The organism is Paraburkholderia sp. Tr-20389, from assembly GCF_017104565.1.
Classification (GTDB): domain Bacteria; phylum Pseudomonadota; class Gammaproteobacteria; order Burkholderiales; family Burkholderiaceae; genus Paraburkholderia.
Genome location: NZ_JAAGPD010000038.1, coordinates 13,208 through 32,614, shown reverse-complemented (window position 1 = coordinate 32,614; position 19,407 = coordinate 13,208). Strand labels below are relative to the sequence as shown.

Annotated in this window: 19 protein-coding genes; 11 read left to right on the top strand and 8 right to left on the bottom strand. The window is 63.6% G+C overall.

Annotated elements, in window-relative coordinates; translation table 11 throughout:
• Positions 1-85: 85 nt before the first annotated feature.
• From G3N95_RS28795 to G3N95_RS28785, 3 genes are read right to left on the bottom strand one after another with little or no spacing between them, the layout of a single operon-like run.
• The gene (locus G3N95_RS28795; protein ID WP_205973559.1) at positions 86-655 is read right to left on the bottom strand and encodes a YceI family protein; all 570 of its coding nucleotides are present in this window, start codon (positions 653-655) and stop codon (positions 86-88) included.
• Between the two features lie 52 nt (positions 656-707).
• The gene (locus G3N95_RS28790) at positions 708-1,271 is read right to left on the bottom strand and encodes a YceI family protein (protein ID WP_205973494.1); all 564 of its coding nucleotides are present in this window, start codon (positions 1,269-1,271) and stop codon (positions 708-710) included.
• Between the two features lie 8 nt (positions 1,272-1,279).
• Entirely contained in the window at positions 1,280-1,852 is a 573-nt protein-coding gene (locus G3N95_RS28785; RefSeq protein ID WP_205973493.1) for a cytochrome b, read from the bottom strand.
• Positions 1,853-2,267: 415 nt separating this feature from the next.
• On the opposite strand from G3N95_RS28785, the gene G3N95_RS28780 reads away from it, so the two are divergent.
• The 8 genes from G3N95_RS28780 (at position 2,268) to G3N95_RS28745 (ending at position 10,475) form a co-directional block, all read left to right on the top strand.
• Positions 2,268-3,005 (top strand): paraquat-inducible protein A, encoded by a 738-nt coding sequence (locus G3N95_RS28780; protein ID WP_205973492.1) that lies wholly within the window; start codon positions 2,268-2,270, stop codon positions 3,003-3,005.
• A 7-nt stretch (positions 3,006-3,012) separates the two neighbouring features.
• Positions 3,013-3,693, top strand: a complete 681-nt coding sequence (locus G3N95_RS28775; protein ID WP_241019011.1) for a paraquat-inducible protein A — start codon at positions 3,013-3,015, stop codon at positions 3,691-3,693.
• Positions 3,686-5,320, top strand: coding sequence for an MlaD family protein (locus G3N95_RS28770; protein WP_205973491.1), 1,635 nt, complete (start codon positions 3,686-3,688; stop codon positions 5,318-5,320). The genes G3N95_RS28775 and G3N95_RS28770 overlap by 8 nt, the downstream gene beginning before the upstream one ends.
• Positions 5,317-6,027, top strand: coding sequence for a PqiC family protein (locus tag G3N95_RS28765; protein WP_205973490.1), 711 nt, complete (start codon positions 5,317-5,319; stop codon positions 6,025-6,027). Before G3N95_RS28770 ends, G3N95_RS28765 begins: the two co-directional genes overlap by 4 nt.
• Positions 6,028-6,168: 141 nt before the next feature.
• Positions 6,169-7,449, top strand: coding sequence for a class I SAM-dependent RNA methyltransferase (locus tag G3N95_RS28760; protein ID WP_205973489.1), 1,281 nt, complete (start codon positions 6,169-6,171; stop codon positions 7,447-7,449).
• A gap of 158 nt (positions 7,450-7,607) precedes the next feature.
• Complete coding sequence (locus tag G3N95_RS28755; RefSeq protein WP_205973488.1) at positions 7,608-7,991, top strand: VOC family protein; 384 nt, start codon at positions 7,608-7,610, stop codon at positions 7,989-7,991.
• Positions 7,992-8,074: 83 nt separating this feature from the next.
• Positions 8,075-8,761 (top strand): YafY family protein, encoded by a 687-nt coding sequence (locus G3N95_RS28750; protein WP_205973487.1) that lies wholly within the window; start codon positions 8,075-8,077, stop codon positions 8,759-8,761.
• 91 nt (positions 8,762-8,852) lie between these two features.
• Positions 8,853-10,475 carry an NAD(P)/FAD-dependent oxidoreductase gene (locus G3N95_RS28745; RefSeq protein ID WP_205973486.1) on the top strand — a complete coding sequence of 541 codons (1,623 nt, stop codon included), beginning with the start codon at positions 8,853-8,855 and terminating at the stop codon, positions 10,473-10,475.
• Between the two features lie 95 nt (positions 10,476-10,570).
• Here the strand turns inward: G3N95_RS28745 and G3N95_RS28740 are convergent, their stop codons facing one another.
• From G3N95_RS28740 to G3N95_RS28730, 3 genes are read right to left on the bottom strand one after another with little or no spacing between them, the layout of a single operon-like run.
• A complete protein-coding gene (locus G3N95_RS28740) occupies positions 10,571-12,022 on the bottom strand; it encodes an NAD(P)(+) transhydrogenase (Re/Si-specific) subunit beta (protein ID WP_205973485.1) in 1,452 nt (483 codons plus the stop codon).
• Positions 12,023-12,346: an NAD(P) transhydrogenase subunit alpha gene (locus G3N95_RS28735; RefSeq protein ID WP_012401918.1), complete on the bottom strand. Its 324-nt coding sequence runs from the start codon at positions 12,344-12,346 to the stop codon at positions 12,023-12,025.
• A 17-nt stretch (positions 12,347-12,363) separates the two neighbouring features.
• Positions 12,364-13,506, bottom strand: coding sequence for a Re/Si-specific NAD(P)(+) transhydrogenase subunit alpha (locus G3N95_RS28730; RefSeq protein WP_205973484.1), 1,143 nt, complete (start codon positions 13,504-13,506; stop codon positions 12,364-12,366).
• 288 nt (positions 13,507-13,794) lie between these two features.
• Between G3N95_RS28730 and G3N95_RS28725 the strand changes: the two genes are divergently transcribed.
• The 3 genes from G3N95_RS28725 to G3N95_RS28715 all read left to right on the top strand — a co-directional run bounded on the left by G3N95_RS28725 (position 13,795) and on the right by G3N95_RS28715 (position 17,626).
• Positions 13,795-14,292 carry an NUDIX hydrolase gene (locus tag G3N95_RS28725; RefSeq protein WP_205973483.1) on the top strand — a complete coding sequence of 166 codons (498 nt, stop codon included), beginning with the start codon at positions 13,795-13,797 and terminating at the stop codon, positions 14,290-14,292.
• Positions 14,293-14,335: 43 nt separating this feature from the next.
• Positions 14,336-15,490, top strand: coding sequence for a tRNA 2-thiouridine(34) synthase MnmA (gene mnmA, locus G3N95_RS28720; protein ID WP_205973482.1), 1,155 nt, complete (start codon positions 14,336-14,338; stop codon positions 15,488-15,490).
• Positions 15,491-16,012: 522 nt separating this feature from the next.
• Positions 16,013-17,626 carry an FMN-binding glutamate synthase family protein gene (locus G3N95_RS28715; RefSeq protein ID WP_205973481.1) on the top strand — a complete coding sequence of 538 codons (1,614 nt, stop codon included), beginning with the start codon at positions 16,013-16,015 and terminating at the stop codon, positions 17,624-17,626.
• Between the two features lie 81 nt (positions 17,627-17,707).
• Here the strand turns inward: G3N95_RS28715 and G3N95_RS28710 are convergent, their stop codons facing one another.
• Entirely contained in the window at positions 17,708-18,463 is a 756-nt protein-coding gene (locus G3N95_RS28710) for a M48 family metallopeptidase (RefSeq protein WP_205973480.1), read from the bottom strand.
• 195 nt (positions 18,464-18,658) lie between these two features.
• Entirely contained in the window at positions 18,659-19,267 is a 609-nt protein-coding gene (locus G3N95_RS28705; RefSeq protein WP_205973479.1) for a glutathione S-transferase N-terminal domain-containing protein, read from the bottom strand.
• Positions 19,268-19,407: the final 140 nt, after the last annotated feature.

The window sequence follows — 19,407 nt, the reverse complement described above, 5'->3', positions numbered from 1 at the left end:
CCAGGTTCTGACGCCAATAAAAAACCGCTCCGTCGCAGGGCGAACGGAGCGGTTTGCTCGGCACGCGATGCTGGCCGCCCGATGCTTACTGCTTGATCCCTTCAGCCTGAATATGCAGCACGGTCTTCATGCTGAAGCCGTATTTCGTGCCGAAGTCCATGCCGAAGTCCGCACGGTTGAATTCGCCCGTCGCCTCCACGCCGCACACCTCGCGCTTCAGCACGGGATGCTGGATGCATTTGAACGACTCGATTTTCAGATTCACCGGTTTCGTGACGCCCTTCATCGTGAGCTGTCCGTCGACGGCAACGGGCGTGTCGCCGTCGAACTTGATCGCCGTGCCCTTGTAGGTCGCCGTCGGATACTTCGCGACGTCGAAGAAATCAGGCGAGCGCAGATGCTCTTCGAGCTTCGTATTGCCGATCTGGACCGACGACGTATCGACCGTGACCTCGACGCTGCCCGTCTTCGCCGCGCGGTCGAGCGTCACCGTGCCGGAGCTTTTCGTGAACTTGCCGCGCCACGTCGACACGCCGCCCATGTGATCCGCCTCGAAGCTCGGATACGTGTGAGTCGGATCGAGCTGATAGGTATCGGCGGCGAATGCGCCCGCCGCCATCGACGACGCCAGCGCGCCAGCCACAATCAAAAGCATCGGTTTCAATTCATTCTCCTTTCTGTCTGCCTGACTGCTACGAATCCACGGATCACTTGCTTGCGGCGACGATATGGAACTTGATCGTCACGTCGTCCGCGACCACCGACGTATCTTTCCACTCGCCCGTGCCGATATCGAACTGCGAGCGCTTGACGGTTACCGCGCCGTCATAGACCTGCGCAGCGCCCTGCCTCGTCACCGTGACGGGCACGACCACCGTCTGCGACTTGCCCTTCATGGTCAGCTTGCCCGTCACCTTGAACTGGTTGTTGCCTGCGGGCGCAATCGCAGTGGAAACGAAGGTCGCCGTCGGGTAGGTCTTCGAATCGAACCATTCCTTGCCGCGCACCTGTTCGTTGTAGCTTTCGTCGCCGAGATCGTAGCTCGACGTGTCGACCGTGACCTGCGCGGTGCCCGCTGCCGGCTTCGACGCGTCGAACGCGATCTGCGCGGTGAACTTGTTGAACTTGCCTTCGACGGGCACGTTCATCTGCTTCGAGATCGCCGTGACCGTGCTCTTGCCCATGTCGACCTGCGCGAACGCGGCGCCCGACGCAGCCAGCGACGCCGCCGCGAACGCAGCGAGCATATAGCGGTAGAACGATACCTTCATGTTTGTCCTTATTTGAGGAAAGGGATCATGCGCGACAGCAAGCCGTCGCGATCGACAATCTGATGCTTGAGCGCCGCAACGACATGCAGCCCGACCAGCACGAGCAGCGTGTAGTTGAGCGTGATGTGGACGCCCTTCAACAGTTCCTTCAGATGCGGATCGGGTGCGATCAGACGCGGCAGCGGCACAAGCCCGAGATAGACGACGGGCACGTTGGCGGCCGAACTGTACAGATAGCCCGACACGGGAATCGCGACCATCAGCACGTAAAGCAGGAAGTGCGTCAAATGTGCGACGCCGCGCTGCCACGCGGGCATATGCGAGGGCATCGGCGGCACGGTGTGCGTCGCCCGCCACAAGATGCGGATGATGACGAGCGCGAACACGGTCACGCCGATCCACTTGTGCCACGAGAAGTATTTGAGCTTGGTCGGCGTGAAGCCGGGGATGTCCGTCATCACCCAGCCGAGCGCGAAACCGCAGACGATCAGAAGCGCGATGAGCCAATGCAGCGCGATGGCCGTCGAGGTATAGGACGAGCCGCGCGAGGAGAACGAATGAAACGAAGAGGTATGTGCCATGACAGGACCGACGTCGACATAAACGTTAAACGACCCGGGCGATGTCATTATTCCCCTCGCATCCGGTATCGGCGCCAACGGCTTGCGCGGCGCTAATCGTACCGCAAGCAGCGGCAACCGGCTGACGCCTTTGCGCGCGGTTCGGACGCGGTTCGGAAATTGCTACCGCCGACCGAACCCGTGCGTGCCACCTCTGTCAGACAAGGCCCACAGAAATGTGCGGATCGCGCCGTCTCCGCCGACGGGCTTACGTGCACCTACCTGTACGACGTCGCGGTAGCGAGCTTTGATACTATTGCGCCAGGCCGCGACGCGCACGCGCTTTCAACGTGCATGAACGCCCTTGCGTAACACGCTGTAATACGCCGACGACAAACACGACGACAACATCGCTTCCCGTATCCCGATCGCCTGCATGGACCATGACCATCTGATTGCCTGCCACGAATGCGACGCGCTGTTCCAGAAACCGCGCCTTGGACGCGGACGCATCGCGCGCTGCCAGCGCTGCGGCGCCATGCTGTACTGGAGCGCATCGGGTCGGCTGGACGGCATCACGGCCATGACGGTCTCCGCACTGATCACGTTTCTGATCGCGCAGGGCTTTCCGATCGTCGAACTGGAAACCAACGGCATCACGTCGCAGACCAGTCTGCTCGGCGCCATCGTCGCGCTGTGGGACGAGAACATGCAGGTCGTCGCGATGATGGTGTTCTGCTCGACTTTCCTCTTTCCGCTCACCGAACTGCTCGCGCTGCTCTATCTGCTTCTGCCGATCCGCGCGGGCATCGTGCCGCCCTTCTTCAACCCCATGCTGCGCGCCATTCAATTCGTGCGACCGTGGGGCATGATCGAAGTGTTCATGCTCGGCGTACTCGTGACGATGGTGAAAATGGTGAGTCTCGCGCGCGTGATTCCCGAAGCCGCGATGTTCGCGTTCGGCGCGCTGACCCTGATGTTCGTCGTGGTCGTCACGTTCGATCCGCGCACGCTGTGGGACGTCGCCGAAGGGCTGAACGTGCTGCAGGCGCGCCGCGAACGGCACGCGCGCGAAGAAGAAGCGCGCGCTCAAGATTCACACGACAGCGATAACGGCGAGCCCAGTACGGGCGCGCCGGGCATCGACGGTCCCGCCGCACCGCACCGGGGATGACAGGCCGATGAAATACACGACGGCCTCGCGCGCCGGTCTGATCGCCTGTCACGCGTGTTCGCGCGTGCAGCCACGCGTGCGCTCGAAGGAGCCGCAACGCTGCACGCGCTGCGGCGCGATCATGCACCGGCGCAATCCGGACAGCCTGATGCGCACGTGGGCGCTGCTGATCGCGGCGGCCGTGCTCTACATTCCCGCGAACCTGCTGCCCGTGATGCATACGTCGTCGCTGCTCGGCGCGGAGGACGACACGATCATGAGCGGCGTCGTCTACTTCTGGACCTCGGGCGACTGGCCGCTCGCGATGATCGTGTTCATCGCCAGTATTCTCGTGCCGATGCTCAAGCTCTCGGTGCTCGCGCTGCTGACCTGCACGGCACAGCGCCACTCGAGATGGCGGCCGCTCGAACGCACGAAGCTGTACCGGATCGTCGAACGCATCGGACGCTGGTCGATGCTCGACATCTTCGTCATCACGCTGACGGTGGCGCTGGTGCGCTTCAAATCGCTGGCCGTCATCACGGCGGGACCGGGCGCGCTCGCGTTCGGCTCCGTCGTGATTCTCACGATGATCGCCTCGATGCAATTCGATCCACGCCTGATCTGGGACGACGTGGACAAAGACCAGGACGGCGCCGCCGCACACAAGCCGAGAGCCGCCAAACCTCAGGACCCGAAACATGAATAGCCCCAAAGCGCCGACGCCGCCCTCCAGCGCGCCGAACAACGAGCCGCCCGAGCCCGAGATCGTCACGAAACGGGGCTGGCTGCCTTCGCTCGTCTGGGTGATTCCGCTGATCGCGGCGCTGATCGGCGTCAGCCTCGTTGTGAAGTCGGTGCTCGAGAAAGGGCCGACCATCAACATCAGCTTCATCAGCGCCGAAGGGCTCGAACCGGGCAAGACGAAGGTCAAATACAAGGACGTCGACATCGGCTTCGTCAAGACGATCAAGCTCGCGAAGAATCACTCGCGCGTGAACGTCGAAGTGCAGCTGACTAAAGAAGCCGAAGACTTCGCGGTGAAGGACAGTCGCTTCTGGGTCGTGCGTCCGCGTATCGGCGCAAGCGGCGTATCGGGGCTCGGCACGCTGTTGTCGGGGGCGTACATCGGCGTGGACGGCGGCCGTTCGACGGAAACACAGACGCAGTTCGTCGGCCTCGAATCGCCGCCCGCCGTCACCGTCGACCAGAAGGGCCGCCAGTTCACGCTGCGCGGCGAATCGCTCGGCTCGATCGACATCGGCTCGCCGGTGTTCTACCGGCGTGTGCAGGTCGGCCAGGTCACGGGCTTCTCGCTCGACAAGGACGGCACGGGCGTCACGCTGCAGGTGTTCGTCAGCGCGCCGTTCGACCAGTACGTCGGCACGAATTCGCGCTGGTGGCACGCGAGCGGTGTCGACGTGCGGCTCGATTCGAGCGGCTTCAAGCTGAACACGCAGTCGCTCGCGACGGTGATCGTCGGCGGACTCGCGTTCCAGTCGCCACCGGGACAGGCCGTCGGCGTGCAGGCGCCGAACAACATGACGTTCCGGCTCGGTTCTGACGAAGCCGACGCGATGCGCGAGCCCGACGGCGAGCCGGTGCGCGTCGTGATGAACTTCAACCAGTCGCTGCGCGGCCTGTCCGTCGGCGCGCCCGTCGACTTCCGCGGCATCGTGCTGGGGCAGGTGACCAACATCGGCGTCGAGTTCGATCCGCAGACGAAGAACTTCAACATGCCCGTCACGATGGATCTCTACCCCGATCGCCTGCGCCGCCGTTCGCGCGGTCAACCCGTGCCGGATTCGGGCACCGACGAAAGCCACCGGATGCTGCTCGCGCTCGTCAAGCACGGCCTGCGCGGCCAGTTGCGCACAGGCAATCTGCTGACGGGTCAGCTGTACGTCGCGATCGACCTGTTCCCGAAAGCGCCGCAGGCAACCGTGGACATCTCGCGCGACCCGATCGAACTGCCGACCATTCCGAACTCGCTCGACGAACTGCAACTGCAGATCGCCGATATCGCGAAGAAACTCGATCAGGTGCCGTTCGACCAGATCGGCAACAACCTCAACACCGCGTTGAAGAACGCCGACCATCTCTTCTCGCAGCTCGACAAGGAAGTGTTGCCGCAGGCGCGCGACACGCTGGCGGCGGCGAAGCAGACCTTCGGTTCGGCGGAAGCGACGCTGCAGCAGGACTCGCCGCTGCAATCCGACGTGCATCAGGCGCTGCAGGAACTGACGCGCACGCTGCAATCGCTGAACGCGCTGTCGGACTATCTCGAACGCCACCCCGAATCGCTGCTGCGCGGTAAATCAGGAGACAAGCCATGACGTTCGCACGCGTCCCCCGAACGATGCACGCTAGCGTGCGCGCGCTTTCCGTTGCGCTATCAGGCGTACTGCTTGCCGCACTGGCCGCGTGCTCGTCGCCGCCGAGCCACTTCTACACGCTGTCGGCAGGCGATGCATCGCCCGATTCCGTGCGCACCGCGAGCAACCCGGCGTTCCTGATCGAAGTGCCGCCCGTCGACGTGCCGCCGCAAGTGGCGAAAAACCAGCTCGTCGTGCAGACGGGGCCGACTCAGGTCCAGGTGCTCGAACAGGAGCGCTGGGCGTCGCTGCCCGGCGACGAAATCCGCCGCGCACTGTCCAGTTCGCTCACGCAGCAACTGGGCACGATCGACGTGTACGGCTCGCCGTATCCCGACCGCGTGCCCGTCTATCGCGTCAGCGTGAACGTGCAGCGCTTCGAGTCGTGGCCCGGTTCGCGCACGCTGATCGACGCCGTGTGGAGCGTGCGCGCGGTGCGCACGCAGGCCGTGCTGACATGCCGCAGCGTGGTTGGCGAGACTGTCTCGGGCGGTTACGACGCGATTGCCGACGGACATCGGCGCGCGGTGCAGCAGATTTCCACGGAGATCGGCGCCGCCGTGCGCAATCTGGCGGCCGCGCCGACTCGCGGCGCGACCGTGACGTGCCCGGCAGCGACGACGGGGCCGGCGGCAGCGCCCGTATCCGCGTCGGCGACGAAGGGCTGATCCGCACGGGGCCGCGCTTAGGCCAGGCGTCCGGCACGCGTCAGGCAGACACGTCGACCCGCGTGTGAACGACCTGCCGCAGGGCACGGCAAGGCGACCGCGTACAATGTCGCCTTAATCAACGCCTTTGCGGCAATCTCCATGTCCTTCGAATTTTTCATCCCCTGCCCGCGCGGCCTTGAAGCCGCGCTCGCCGCCGAACTCGCCGAGATCGCCGCGCGTCATCTGAAAGGCAAGCCGTTCACCGCCGGCGCGCAAGTGCCCGGCGGCGTGCACTTCAAGGGCGATTGGGCAGCCGGCATGGCCGCCAACCTGCATTCGCGGATCGCGAGCCGTGTGCTGCTGAAGATCGCGCATCGTCCGTATCGCAACGAGCAGGACATCTTCGGGCTCGCGCTCGAACAGCGCTGGGAGCAGTGGTTCTCGGCGAACGAGACGCTGCGCGTCGACGTCACGGCAATCAAGTCGCCGCTGCGCAGCCTCGAATTCGCGACGCTGCGCGTGAAGGACGCGATCTGCGACCGTCTGCGCGACAAGACGGGCGCGCGTCCGAGCATCGACACGGGCGCGCCCGACGTGCGCGTGTTCGCATTCCTGACGGCCACCGACTGCACGCTGTATCTCGACACATCCGGCGAGCCGCTGTTCAAGCGCGGCTGGCGTCTGGACAAGGGTGCGGCGCCGCTGCGCGAGAATCTCGCGGCGGGCATTCTGCGGCTGACGGGCTGGACGCCGGGCACGCCGCTGTACGACCCGATGTGCGGCAGCGGCACGTTCCTCGCGGAAGCGGCGCAGGTCGCGCTGAGCATTGCACCGGGCGTCGACCGGCGCTTCGCCTTCGAGAAGTTCAAGCAATACGACGTGTCCGCGTGGCAGACGCTGAAGGTCGCCGCGCAGGACGCGAAGCGCGCGGCGCGCGCGGGCCGCGGCGATCTGCTGATCTTCGGCAGCGACATCTCCGACAACATGCTCGAGAAGGCGCGCGCAAACTTCGAGCGTGCCGGCTTCCCGGCGCTGCCGCTGAAGCAGATCGATGCGCGCAACATGATGCCGCCCGTGAGCGAAGCGGGCATCCTCGTCGCGAATCCGCCGTATGGCGAGCGGATCGAAGTGCGCGGGCGCGGTCCGCGCGGCGAGATCCGCAACACGGGGCGCGAAGAAGGCGGCTTCCGGCGTGCGGAAACGGATACGCCGGACATGACCGAGTTCTTCCAGTCCTTCGGCGATGCGCTGAAGAAGCGCTTTACCGGCTGGCACGCGTTCGTGCTGACGTCGGATCGCAAGCTGCCGGGGCAACTGCGCCTGCGCGAGTCGGCCAAGACCCCGCTGTATAACGGCGCGCTCGAATGCCGCCTGTTCCGCTTCGATCTGATCGCGGGCAGCGTGCGGCAACGACCGGCGGCGGATGAGCCGAAGGCGTAAGCCGATTTCCTGTTCGGATGAAGAAGCGGGCGCGATGCCCGCTTTTTTATTGCCCGCGCGTTTGCGGCTGAGCCAACGCTACTGACAGAACGTTGTCAGTAGCCCGCCCGCACACTTCTCCTACGCCATCCGGCGACAACCACCAACAGGAGAACGTCATGTCCGCACAACTCAACCGCGCAATCGCCTGGTTCGAAATTCCGTCCATCGATTTCGATCGCGCCGTCCGTTTCTATGAAGCCGCGCTCGACACGCAGCTACGCCGCGAGGACTTCGGCGTGCCGATGGCGATTTTCAACTACGACGAGCCGTCGACGGGCGGCAGCATCGTGAAGAGTTCGACGCTGGAGCCTTCGGCGACGGGTACGGTGATCTATCTGAACGCTCGACCCACCGTCGATGCGACGCTCGAACGCGTGAAGCGCGCGGGCGGCAAGGTCGAAGGGCCCGCCGTGCAGTTGCCGAACGACATCGGCTGGATCGGCTTTTTCACCGACACGGAAGGCAACCGCATCGGCCTGCATTCGAAGACCAACGGCTGAAGGCATCGCCGGTGTGACAGGGGCACGTCGTGCGGCGCTATCATCGCGGGAGATTCCCCGTGTACTTCCGCGAGACTCCCACGATGACGCGACGCGCCGATCGCCTGTTCCAGATTGCCGAACTGCTGCGCGGCCGGCGCCTGACGACCGCGCAGCAACTGGCGGACTGGCTGCACGTATCGTTGCGTACCGTGTATCGCGATGTGCAGGATCTGCAACTGTCGGGCGTGCCGATCGAGGGCGAAGCGGGCATCGGCTACCGCTTGAGCCGCAGCGCGAGCCTGCCGCCTTTGACCTTTACCGCCGAAGAACTGATGGCACTGGCGGCCGGTGCGCGGATGGTCGAATCGTGGGGCGGCGAGAGCATGGCGGCGGGCGCGCGCGGCGCGCTGGCGAAGATTGCTTCGGCGATGCCCGCTGACAAGCGCGCGACCATCGACCGGCTGGCATTCTTTGCGCCGTCGTTTCATGTCGATGGAAACGTGTCGGCGATTGTGGATACGCTGCATCGCGCGATCGATACGCGGCATATCGTGAGCTTTGCGTATCAGGACAAGCATGGCGCCGCGACGCAGCGGCGGGTTTGGCCGCTAGCGCTAGCTTATTGGGGGGCGCGGTTTACGCTCGGCGCGTGGTGCGAGCTGCGGGAGGATTTTCGCCACTTTGCGCTTGCGAATATGGATGAGCTAGCGGTGCTCGAGGCTTTTCCCGATGTCGAGGGGAGAAGGCTTGCGGATTTCATGCGGAGTATTGGCGTCAAACCGCGCTGAGGGCGTGCGGCGCCTTTCGCTTCGAAAAGCCGCTGTACCTATAAAATACGGGATTGACCACGATTCCCGTGGCGACTGTACTTTGGCACCCATGTTACGTTTAAGCGAAGTCAAACTCCCTCTCGACCATGCCGACAGCGATCTCGACGCCGCGGTTCGCGCACGCCTCGCGGATCTCGGCGTGGCGGCAGAGGGGATCGTCCGTTACACCGTATTCCGCCGTGCGCACGATGCACGCAAGCGTTCCGATATCAAGTTGACGTATATCGTCGACGTCGAAGTCAAGGACGAAGCGACCGCACGCACGCGACTCGCCGGCACGCCGCATTGCGGGGTGACACCGGACATGACATACCGCTTCGTCGCAAAGGCACCTGAGCACACCACCCGGCCGCGTCCGGTGGTGATCGGGATGGGACCGTGCGGACTGTTTGCGGGACTGATCCTCGCGCAGATGGGGTTCCGCCCCATCATTCTCGAGCGTGGCAAGGCCGTGCGTGAGCGCACCAAGGACACCTTTGGCCTGTGGCGCAAGTCCGTGCTCAACCCTGAATCCAACGTGCAGTTCGGCGAAGGCGGCGCCGGAACGTTTTCCGACGGCAAGCTGTACAGCCAGATCAAGGATCCGAACCACTATGGCCGCAAGGTGCTCGAAGAATTCGTCAAGGCGGGCGCACCGGAAGACATCCTGTATCTGAGCCGGCCGCACATCGGCACGTTCCGCCTCGTCAGCATGGTGGAAAAAATGCGCGCCACCATTCACGAGCTGGGTGGCGAAGTGCGCTTCGAAACGCGAGTCGAAGACATCGAAATCGATCAGGGCAAGGTGCGCTCGCTCAAGCTCTCGACCGGTGAAACGCTTCGGTGCGACCACGTCGTGCTGGCAGTGGGCCATAGCGCCCGCGACACTTTCCAGATGCTGCACGATCGCGGTGTATATATGGAAGCCAAGCCGTTTTCACTGGGTTTTCGCATTGAACATCCGCAGGGGCTGATCGATCGCAGCCGTTTCGGCAAGTTTGCGGGCCACAAGCAACTCGGCGCGGCCGACTACAAGGTGGTCCATCACGCCAACAATGGACGGGCGGTCTATAGCTTTTGCATGTGCCCCGGCGGCACGGTGGTCGCGGCGACCTCTGAACCCGGCCGCGTCGTCACCAATGGCATGAGCCAGTATTCGCGGGCCGAGCGCAACGCGAATGCGGGCATCGTCGTCGGCATCACGCCGGACGACTATCCGGGCGGTCCGCTGGCTGGCATTGCGTTCCAGCGAAAATGGGAGGAGCGTGCGTTCGAACTCGGTGGCGGCAACTACCACGCGCCCGGCCAACTGGTCGGTGACTTTATCGCCGGCCGGCCGTCGACGTCGCTTGGCTCCGTGGTGCCGTCATACAAGCCGGGTGTGCACCCGACCGATCTCAGCACTGCGCTGCCCGACTACGTGATCGAAGCCATCCGTGAAGCGCTGCCCCAACTGGACAAGAAGATCGCCGGCTTCGCGATGCACGATGCCGTGCTCACAGGCGTGGAGACGCGCACGTCGTCACCGCTCCGGATCCGACGCCGGGACGATTACCAGAGCATGAACGTAGAAGGTCTGTATCCGGCAGGAGAGGGTGCCGGGTATGCGGGCGGTATCTATTCGGCGGCCATCGACGGCATCGAAGTCGCGCAAGCGTTGGCGCTCAACCTGACGTCGGCGCAAACGCCCTGAATGTACGGAAATCGGGCTGACGACGCCCGACAAACCCATGCCCGCGACGCCGGTGAAGAACCTGACCAGCGTCGCGGAAAGCAAAGCCCAACACCTCAATCGACGGACTTGACCATTTCCTCGATCACCTTCTTGGCATCGCCAAACACCATCATGGTCTTGTCCATGTAGAAGAGATCGTTGTCGAGCCCGGCATACCCCGCCGCCATCGAGCGCTTGTTGACGATCACCGTGCGGGCCTTGTACGCCTCGATAATCGGCATCCCCGCGATCGGCGACTTCGGATCGGTCTTCGCCGCCGGATTCACCACGTCGTTCGCGCCCAGCACCAGCACGACGTCGACCTGACCGAACTCGCCGTTGATGTCCTCCATCTCATGGACGATCTCATACGGCACTTCGGCTTCCGCCAGCAGCACGTTCATGTGACCCGGCATCCGTCCCGCGACAGGGTGAATCGCATACTTCACGTCGATGCCCTTCTCGACCAGCTTGTCGGTGAGTTCCTTCAGCGCATGCTGGGCGCGGGCAACGGCCAGACCATAACCCGGCACGATCACGACCGTCTCGGCATTGCCGAGCATGAACGACGCATCTTCCGCCGAACCCGACTTCACCGGCTTCTGTTCACCCGAGCCGCCTGCCGTCGCCGCCGTAGCCTCACCACCAAAGCCACCGAGAATCACGTTGAAGAACGAACGGTTCATCGCCTTGCACATGATGTACGACAGGATCGCACCGGACGAGCCGACCAGCGAACCGGCAATGATCAGCATCGCGTTGTTCAGCGAGAAGCCGATGCCCGCCGCCGCCCAGCCCGAGTACGAGTTCAACATCGACACGACCACCGGCATGTCCGCCCCGCCGATCGGGATGATGATCAGCACGCCCAGCGCAAACGCGATCAGCGTCATGATGATGAACGGCAGCCACGATTGCGTGAGGAAGAAGATCACGCCGAAGCCGATCATCGCGATCGCGAGCAGCAGGTTGATCAGATGCTGACCCGCGTAGACCACAGGCGCGCCCTGGAACAGCCGGAACTTGTACTTGCCCGACAGCTTGCCGAACGCGATCACCGAACCACTGAAGGTAATCGCACCGACGAACGTGCCGATGAACAGTTCGATCCGGTTGCCGTACGGCAGGAAGCCAGGGATGCCCTCTTCAGCACCCAGTCCGAATGCAGCCGGCTCCGAGACCACCGCATAAGCGATACACACAGCCGCCATACCGATCAGCGAGTGCATCGCCGCGACCAGTTCCGGCATCTTCGTCATCTCGACGCGCGCGGCAACGAATGCGCCAATCCCGCCGCCGACAATCAGCGCAACGAACACGAGCGACAGACCCAGCGACAGATTCGAGCCGAGCGCGGCCGCCTGCTTCGCGATCAGCGCGACGGTCGTCAGAATCGCGATCGCCATGCCGACCATGCCGAACAAGTTACCCGTTCGCGCGGTCTTCGGATTGGACAGCCCCTTGAGTGCCTGAATAAAGCAGACGGAGGCGATCAGATAGAGGAGCGTAACGACGTTCAGGCTCATTTACGCACCCTCCTTCGGACCAGCAATCTTCTTCGGTTCCTTCTTCTTGAACATCTCCAGCATTCGCCTCGTCACGAGGAAGCCGCCGAATACGTTCACGGCGGCAAGCGCGACAGCAACCGTGCCGAAGAACTTGCCGGTGCCGCCGACGGTAAGGCCTGCCGCGAGCATCGCGCCGACGATCACGATCGCCGAAATCGCGTTCGTCACGGCCATCAGCGGCGTGTGCAACGCGGGCGTCACATTCCAGACGACGTGGTAGCCGACGTAGATCGCCAGCACGAATATGATCAGATTGATCACGGTATGGTTGATGACTTCCATCACCCGTCTCCTATGTCTTATGCCTTGCGCGTGACTTCGCCGTCGCGCGCCAGCAGCGTGGCCGCGACGATGTCGTCCGCGAGATCGATATTGAGCGTGCCTTCCTTCGTGACGATCAGCTTCATGAAGTCCAGCAGATTGCGCGCGTACAGCGCCGAAGCATCCGACGCGACCATCGACGCGAGATTCGTATAGCCCGCGATCGTCACGCCATGCTTGGAGACGACCTTGTCCGCTTCCGTCAGCGGACAGTTGCCGCCGCGCTGGCCTTCGTACTCCGGCCCGCGTCCGGCAGCGAGGTCGATCACCACGGAGCCCGGCTTCATCGCCTGCACGGTTTCGACGGACAGCAGCGTCGGCGCGGGACGGCCCGGAATCAGCGCGGTCGAGATGATCACGTCCGCCTGCTTCGCGCGCTCGTGGACGAGCGCCGACTGGCGCGTGAGCCACGAAGGCGGCATCGGCCGCGCGTAGCCGCCGACGCCTTGCGCTGCTTCGCGCTCCTCATCGGTTTCGTAAGGCACATCGAGGAATTTCGCACCGAGCGATTCGATCTGCTCTTTTACAGCAGGCCGCACGTCGGAGGCTTCGATCACGGCGCCGAGGCGCTTTGCAGTCGCAATCGCCTGCAAGCCCGCCACGCCCGCGCCGAGAATCAGCACGCGCGCGGCTTTCACCGTGCCCGCAGCCGTCATCAGCATCGGCATGAAGCGCGGGTAAAGATCGGCGGCGAGCAGCACCGCTTTGTAACCCGCAATGTTGGCTTGAGACGACAGTACGTCGAGGCTTTGCGCGCGCGTCGTGCGCGGCGCGGCTTCGAGCGCGAACGCAGTGATGCCTGCAGTTGCTAGCTTCGATGCGTTTTCAGCATTAAACGGCTCGAGCATGCCGACCAGTACCGACCCGCGTTTGAGAAGCGGGAGTTCTGAATCGGTCGGGCTTTGAACCTTGAGAACGAGCTCTGCGCCGAATGCGGCCGGCGCATCGACGAGCTCTGCGCCCGCAGCTGCGTACGCGTCGTCCAGATAACTCGCGGCCGTCCCTGCGCCGCGCTGTACGCTAACCCTGTGGCCCTGCGACACGTACTTCTTGACCGTCTCGGGCGTCGCGGCGACGCGTGTTTCGTACGGCCGCGTCTCGGCTGGCACTCCGATGTGCATCGTAAATCCTCCTCGACCATCCTGTTATGAAAATCTGGAATCGCCGACGAAGGGCAACGCCGGCAATGCAAAAAGGCAAGTGCAACGGCTACGCACGGCTGGGGCTTCAGCCACGAGGTCCACTTTAACCGAAGTCTAGGGGCGGATCGAAATTGGTAACGATCCCGGTATTCAGGAACACGATCCTTGTGTCTTCCCGTGCCTTTTTCATCGATATGTGCTAAGGGGGCCGCCCCGTTCTTCGCCGGCACCGGCAAGCCCTGCCCATAAACGGTAAAATGCCGTCCCATGAAACCGGAAACTTGGGCTCCGCATGTCACGGTGGCGGCCGTCGTCGAACGCGACGGACGCTTCCTGCTGGTCGAAGAACACACGGCCGCCGGGCTGCGTCTGAACCAGCCCGCCGGGCATCTGGAGGCGGGCGAAACGCTGACGCAAGCTGTCATCCGCGAAGCGCTCGAAGAAACAGCGCAGACCTTCGCGCCCACGGCGCTGGTCGGCGTGTACATGACGCATTTCAGCCGGCCCGAGACAGTCGACGGCCCGCAGGACGGCGTGACGTATCTGCGCTTCACGTATTGCGGCAAGACGGACAGCGAACCCGCCGAAGGCCGCGCGCTCGATCCCGACATCGTCCGCACCGTATGGATGAGCGCCGACGAACTGCGCGCCTGTCCCGACCGGCATCGCACGCCGCTCGTGATGCAATGTGTCGACGACTACCTCGCAGGCCGGCGTTTCCCGCTCGACTTCGTGCAAACGCATTCGGTCGGGCCCTCCCGATAGAACGCGTGTCAACGCACGAAAGAAAGCAGTCAGGCAGATTCAAATGAGCAAACAACGAGTAGTGGTAGGCATGTCGGGCGGCGTCGATTCGTCCGTTACGGCATGGCTGCTGAAGGAACAGGGTTACGACGTCGTCGGCCTGTTCATGAAGAACTGGGAAGACGACGACGACAGCGAATACTGTTCGACGCGTCAGGACTGGATCGACGTCGTCTCCGTCGCCGACCTGATCGGTATCGACGTCGAAGCGGTGAACTTCGCCGCCGAATACAAGGACCGCGTGTTCGCCGAATTCCTGCGCGAATACTCGGCGGGCCGCACGCCGAACCCGGACGTGCTGTGCAACGCCGAGATCAAGTTCAAGGCGTTCCTCGACCACGCGATGTCGCTCGGCGCGGAAACCATCGCGACGGGCCACTACGCGCGCGTGCGCGAAGTCGACGGCCGTTTCGAGCTGCTCAAGGCGCTCGATCACACCAAAGATCAGTCGTACTTCCTGCACCGGCTGAATCAGGCGCAGCTGTCGAAGACGCTTTTCCCGCTCGGCGAAATTCCGAAGACGAAGGTGCGCGAGATCGCCGAACAGATCGGGCTGCCGAACGCAAAGAAGAAAGACTCGACGGGGATCTGCTTCATCGGCGAGCGGCCGTTCCGCGACTTTCTGAACCGCTATCTGCCGACCAAACCCGGCCCGATGAAAACCACCGACGGCAAGACGGTCGGCGAGCACATCGGTCTCGCGTTCTATACGTTCGGGCAGCGCAAGGGCATCGGCCTTGGCGGCAGCAAGGACGGCAGCGGCGAGCCGTGGTTCGTCGCGGGCAAGGACATCGAGTCGAACACGCTGTATGTCGCGCAGGGCCACGATCACCCGTGGCTGCTGAGCCATACGCTCACGGCGGGCAACACGAGCTGGGTCGCCGGACACGCGCCCGAAGTGGGCCACGCGTGCGCGGCCAAGACGCGCTATCGCCAGGCGGATGCCGCGTGCACGTTCGACGCGGCGGGCGCAGGCGCGGACCCGAACGCCCTCTTCTCCCTTCATTTCGCCGACGCCCAATGGGCTGTCACGCCGGGGCAATCGGCCGTGCTCTACGATGGCGATGTTTGCCTCGGCGGCGGCATCATCGAGCACGCGGCGACTGCACAGCCGGTGGCGCGGCAACCTCAGAAAGCGGCACTGCTGACGGCGCGCTGAAGAGCGTGGGGATTGACGCGAGCAGGCGCTGAAGCGCCCACGCTCGTCGACCGCTCTGCGTGGGACGCGAGTAGGGGCTGAAGCGCCAACTCGCGTCGACCGCTTTGCGTGGGACACGAGCAGGGGCTGAAGCGCCAACTCGCGTCGACCGCTCTGCGTGGGACGCGAGCAGGGGCTGAAGCGCCAACTCCCGTCGACCGCTCTGCATGGGACCGGAGCAGGCGCTAAAGCGCCAACTCCGGTCGACCGCTCTGCGTGGGACCGGAGTAGGCGCTGAAGCGCCAACTCCGGTCGACATCGCTGCACCGATTTGCGCTTCGTTGTATCTTCCGGGCACGGTTGTCCCGCCGACCAGGCTTTACGACGTAACAACAAATCGATGCGCGGCCGCGCGAAGACAACCCGCCGTACCAACTCGCAGCGCGATCCATCCCCACGGACGCCCGCCGTTTTCGCGAGAAGACCCGACGCCAGCCGCGCCGGATGCTCCCGCTGCGTGGAAATCACCGCAATGGAGTTGTCATGTTTTCTCGACGTTATCTGGCGATGTGGAGTGCCATCCTGCTGCTCGCGGCCTGCGCCGCGCTCGCGGCAACCGGTCACATCGCATGGCTGTGGATCATCGTGCCCGTGCTGCTGGTCGCGCTCGGCGCCTACGATCTGACGCAGGAGCGCCACGCGATCCTGCGCAACTATCCGCTCTGGGGCCATCTGCGCTTCCTGTTCGAGTTCATCCGGCCTGAGATCCGCCAGTATTTCGTCGAAGACGACACGGAAGAAAGGCCGTTCTCCCGCGCACAGCGCAGCATCGTCTATCAACGCGCCAAGAACGAAGTCGACAGCCGTCCGTACGGCACGGAAATCGACGTGAAAGCGACGGGCCACGAATTCATCAGCCACTCGCTCTCGCCGACGAAACTCGACGGCCACGATTTCCGCATCGTCGTCGGCGCGAACCGCGCGAAGCCGTATTCGATGTCGATCTTCAACGTCTCGGCAATGAGCTTCGGCTCGCTGTCCGCGAACGCGATCCGCGCGCTGAACCTCGGTGCGAAAAAGGGCAACTTCGCGCACGACACCGGCGAAGGCTCGATGTCGAAGTATCACCGCGAGCATGGCGGCGACATCATCTGGGAAATCGCGTCGGGCTACTTCGGCTGCCGCAACGACGACGGCACGTTCAACCCCGACAAGTTCGCGAAGCAGGCGAGCGAGCCGCAGGTGAAGATGATCGAAGTGAAACTGTCGCAAGGCGCGAAGCCGGGCCACGGCGGCGTGCTGCCCGCGGCGAAGATCACACCGGAAATCGCCGAAACGCGCGGCGTGCCGATGGGCCGCGACTGCATCTCGCCCGCGACGCACTCGGAGTTCTCGACGCCGCGCGGGCTGCTCGAATTCGTCGATCGACTGCGCAACCTGTCGGGCGGGAAGCCGACGGGCTTCAAGCTGTGCATCGGCCATCCGTGGGAATTCTTCGGCATCGCCAAAGCGATGCTGGAAACGGGCATCCTGCCCGACTTCATCGTCGTCGACGGCGCGGAAGGCGGCACGGGCGCCGCGCCGCTCGAATTCACCGATCACATCGGCGTGCCGCTGCAGGAAGGACTGCTGCTCGTGCACAACACGCTGGTCGGCATCGGACTGCGCGACAGGATCCGCATCGGCGCGAGCGGCAAGATGATCACCGCGTTCGATATCGCGAAGACGCTCGCCATCGGCGCGGACTGGGTGAACGCGGCACGCGGCTTCATGTTCGCCGTCGGCTGCATTCAGGCGCAGACGTGTCACACGGGCCGCTGCCCGACGGGCGTCGCGACGCAAGACCCTGTACGCCAGCGCGCGCTGATCGTCACCGACAAGTCGGACCGCGTGTTCAACTTCCATCACAACACGCTGCACGCGCTGCAGGAAATCGTCCAGGCGGCAGGCCTGCGCCATCCCGCCGATCTGCGCGCGCATCACATCGTGCGGCGCGTGTCGTCGTATGAAGTGCGGCTGATGTCGGATCTGCTGAAGTACCTGGAACCCGACGACCTGCTCAACGGCCGCTACCGCTATACGCTCTATGAAAAGTGGTGGCCGGTGGCTCGCAGCGATTCGTTTGCGCCGATACTCGAAGAATCGGTTGCTGCATAACCGTGGTTGATTCCGAAGTGCAATGAAAAACGCGCACTGGACCTGAAATCCAGCGCGCGTTTTGTTTTGGACGATGCTACGTTATTTGTTCGACGCGATCCGCTGCTGGATATGCTGCGCACGCGCCGCCGACGCCGGATGCGAACTCAGCATGCTCGACTTGCCGCCGTCGAGCTTCGCGAGTTTCTGGAACGCGGTGACGAGTCCCGACGGGTCCTGGCCTTTCTTCTTCTGGATATCGAACGAATAGTCGTCGGCTGCCGATTCCTGCGTCTGCGAGAACTGCGCGTTGATCAGCTTCTCGGAGAAGTCGCCAAGCTGCGACGCCGAAATCGCACCCGTGATGCCGCCCGCCGACGACGCCACCGAGCGCACCGCCGACGTCGCGTAGGCAACCTGCATCGCCTTCTTCGTGTGACCTAGCGCGACGTGACCCATCTCGTGACCGACGACGCCGCGCACTTCGTCGTCCGTCATCATGTCCATCAGACCGCTGTAGACGCGCACGCAGCCGTTCGCCATCGCCCACGCGTTGACATCCTTGGTGATGTAGACCTTGTAGTTGACGGGCACGCCGTTGATGTTGTCGCCGAGCTGAGCCGCGATCTTGTTCAGGCGCTTCGTGTACGCGCTGCCGGCGGGCGCGATCTGGTTCTCCGAGTCGAGCTGCGCGCAGGACTTGTCGGACAGCGTGCGCACGTCGGTGTCGGTGAGCGATGCGGCCTGCACGGCCTGCGTGCCCGACTGCACGAGCGAATTGGGGTCGAGGCTCATCCCCGAACAGGCGGCAAGCACGCCGCACGCGGCGGCAACGAGAGCAACGCGGATCGTTTTCATGGCGAACGTCCCTTGACGGATGGTATCGGTGGTCGGTTCCGCACAGACGCTCAAAAGAAAAGCGCCTGACGGGCAGGCGCTTTTTTAGCACATAGAAAGGAATTCTCGGGGAAAACGTAAGCTTTCTTGACACTCCCGTCGGGCCACGGCGACACTCGCGCGGCGTTTCGATGCGCGATGAATCGTGGGCGCCGCTCAGGTCAATGCGGTGTCGATGAACGACGGGCGCTGCGACAGCTTCTGGTAGTACTTGTCGAGATTCGGATGCAGTTCGCGCCAGTTCAGTTGCGGCATGCGGAAGTCCAGGTAGCTCAGCGCGCAACCGACGGCGACGTCGGCGAGCGTGTAGTGGTTGCCCGCGCACCAGGTCTTCGCGGCGAGACCTTGCGCCATCGCGGTCAGGCCATCGTCGATCTTGTGCTGCTGACGCGCGACCCACGATGCGCTGCGATGCGCTTCCTCGCGTAGCACGCCTTCCAGACGGATCAGCACGGCGGCATCCATGATGCCGTCCGCGAGCGCTTCCCAGCAACGCACCTCGACGCGCTCGCGGCCCGATTGCGGCACGAGCTTGCACACGGGCGACAGCGTGTCGACATATTCGCAGATCACGCGCGAATCGAACACGGCGGCGCCGTCTTCCATCACCAGACACGGCACCTTGCCGATCGGATTGAAGTCGTGGATGGCCGTATCGTCGGCCCAGACGTTTTCCAGTTCGAACTTATAGTCGATTTTCTTTTCGGCGAGCACGATCCGCGCCTTGCGGACAAACGGGCTCGACAGCGAACCGATGAGTTTCATTACATCCTGCCTCGATTGAAATTGGCCGAAAGTATACGTGCGTTGGCGGGTGTTGGAGGCTTTTCCGTGCAATGCGGGCCTTGCTTCGCATTCGAAGCGCGTACGGCTGTCGACAGATTGCAACAATGCCGGTCGTCGGC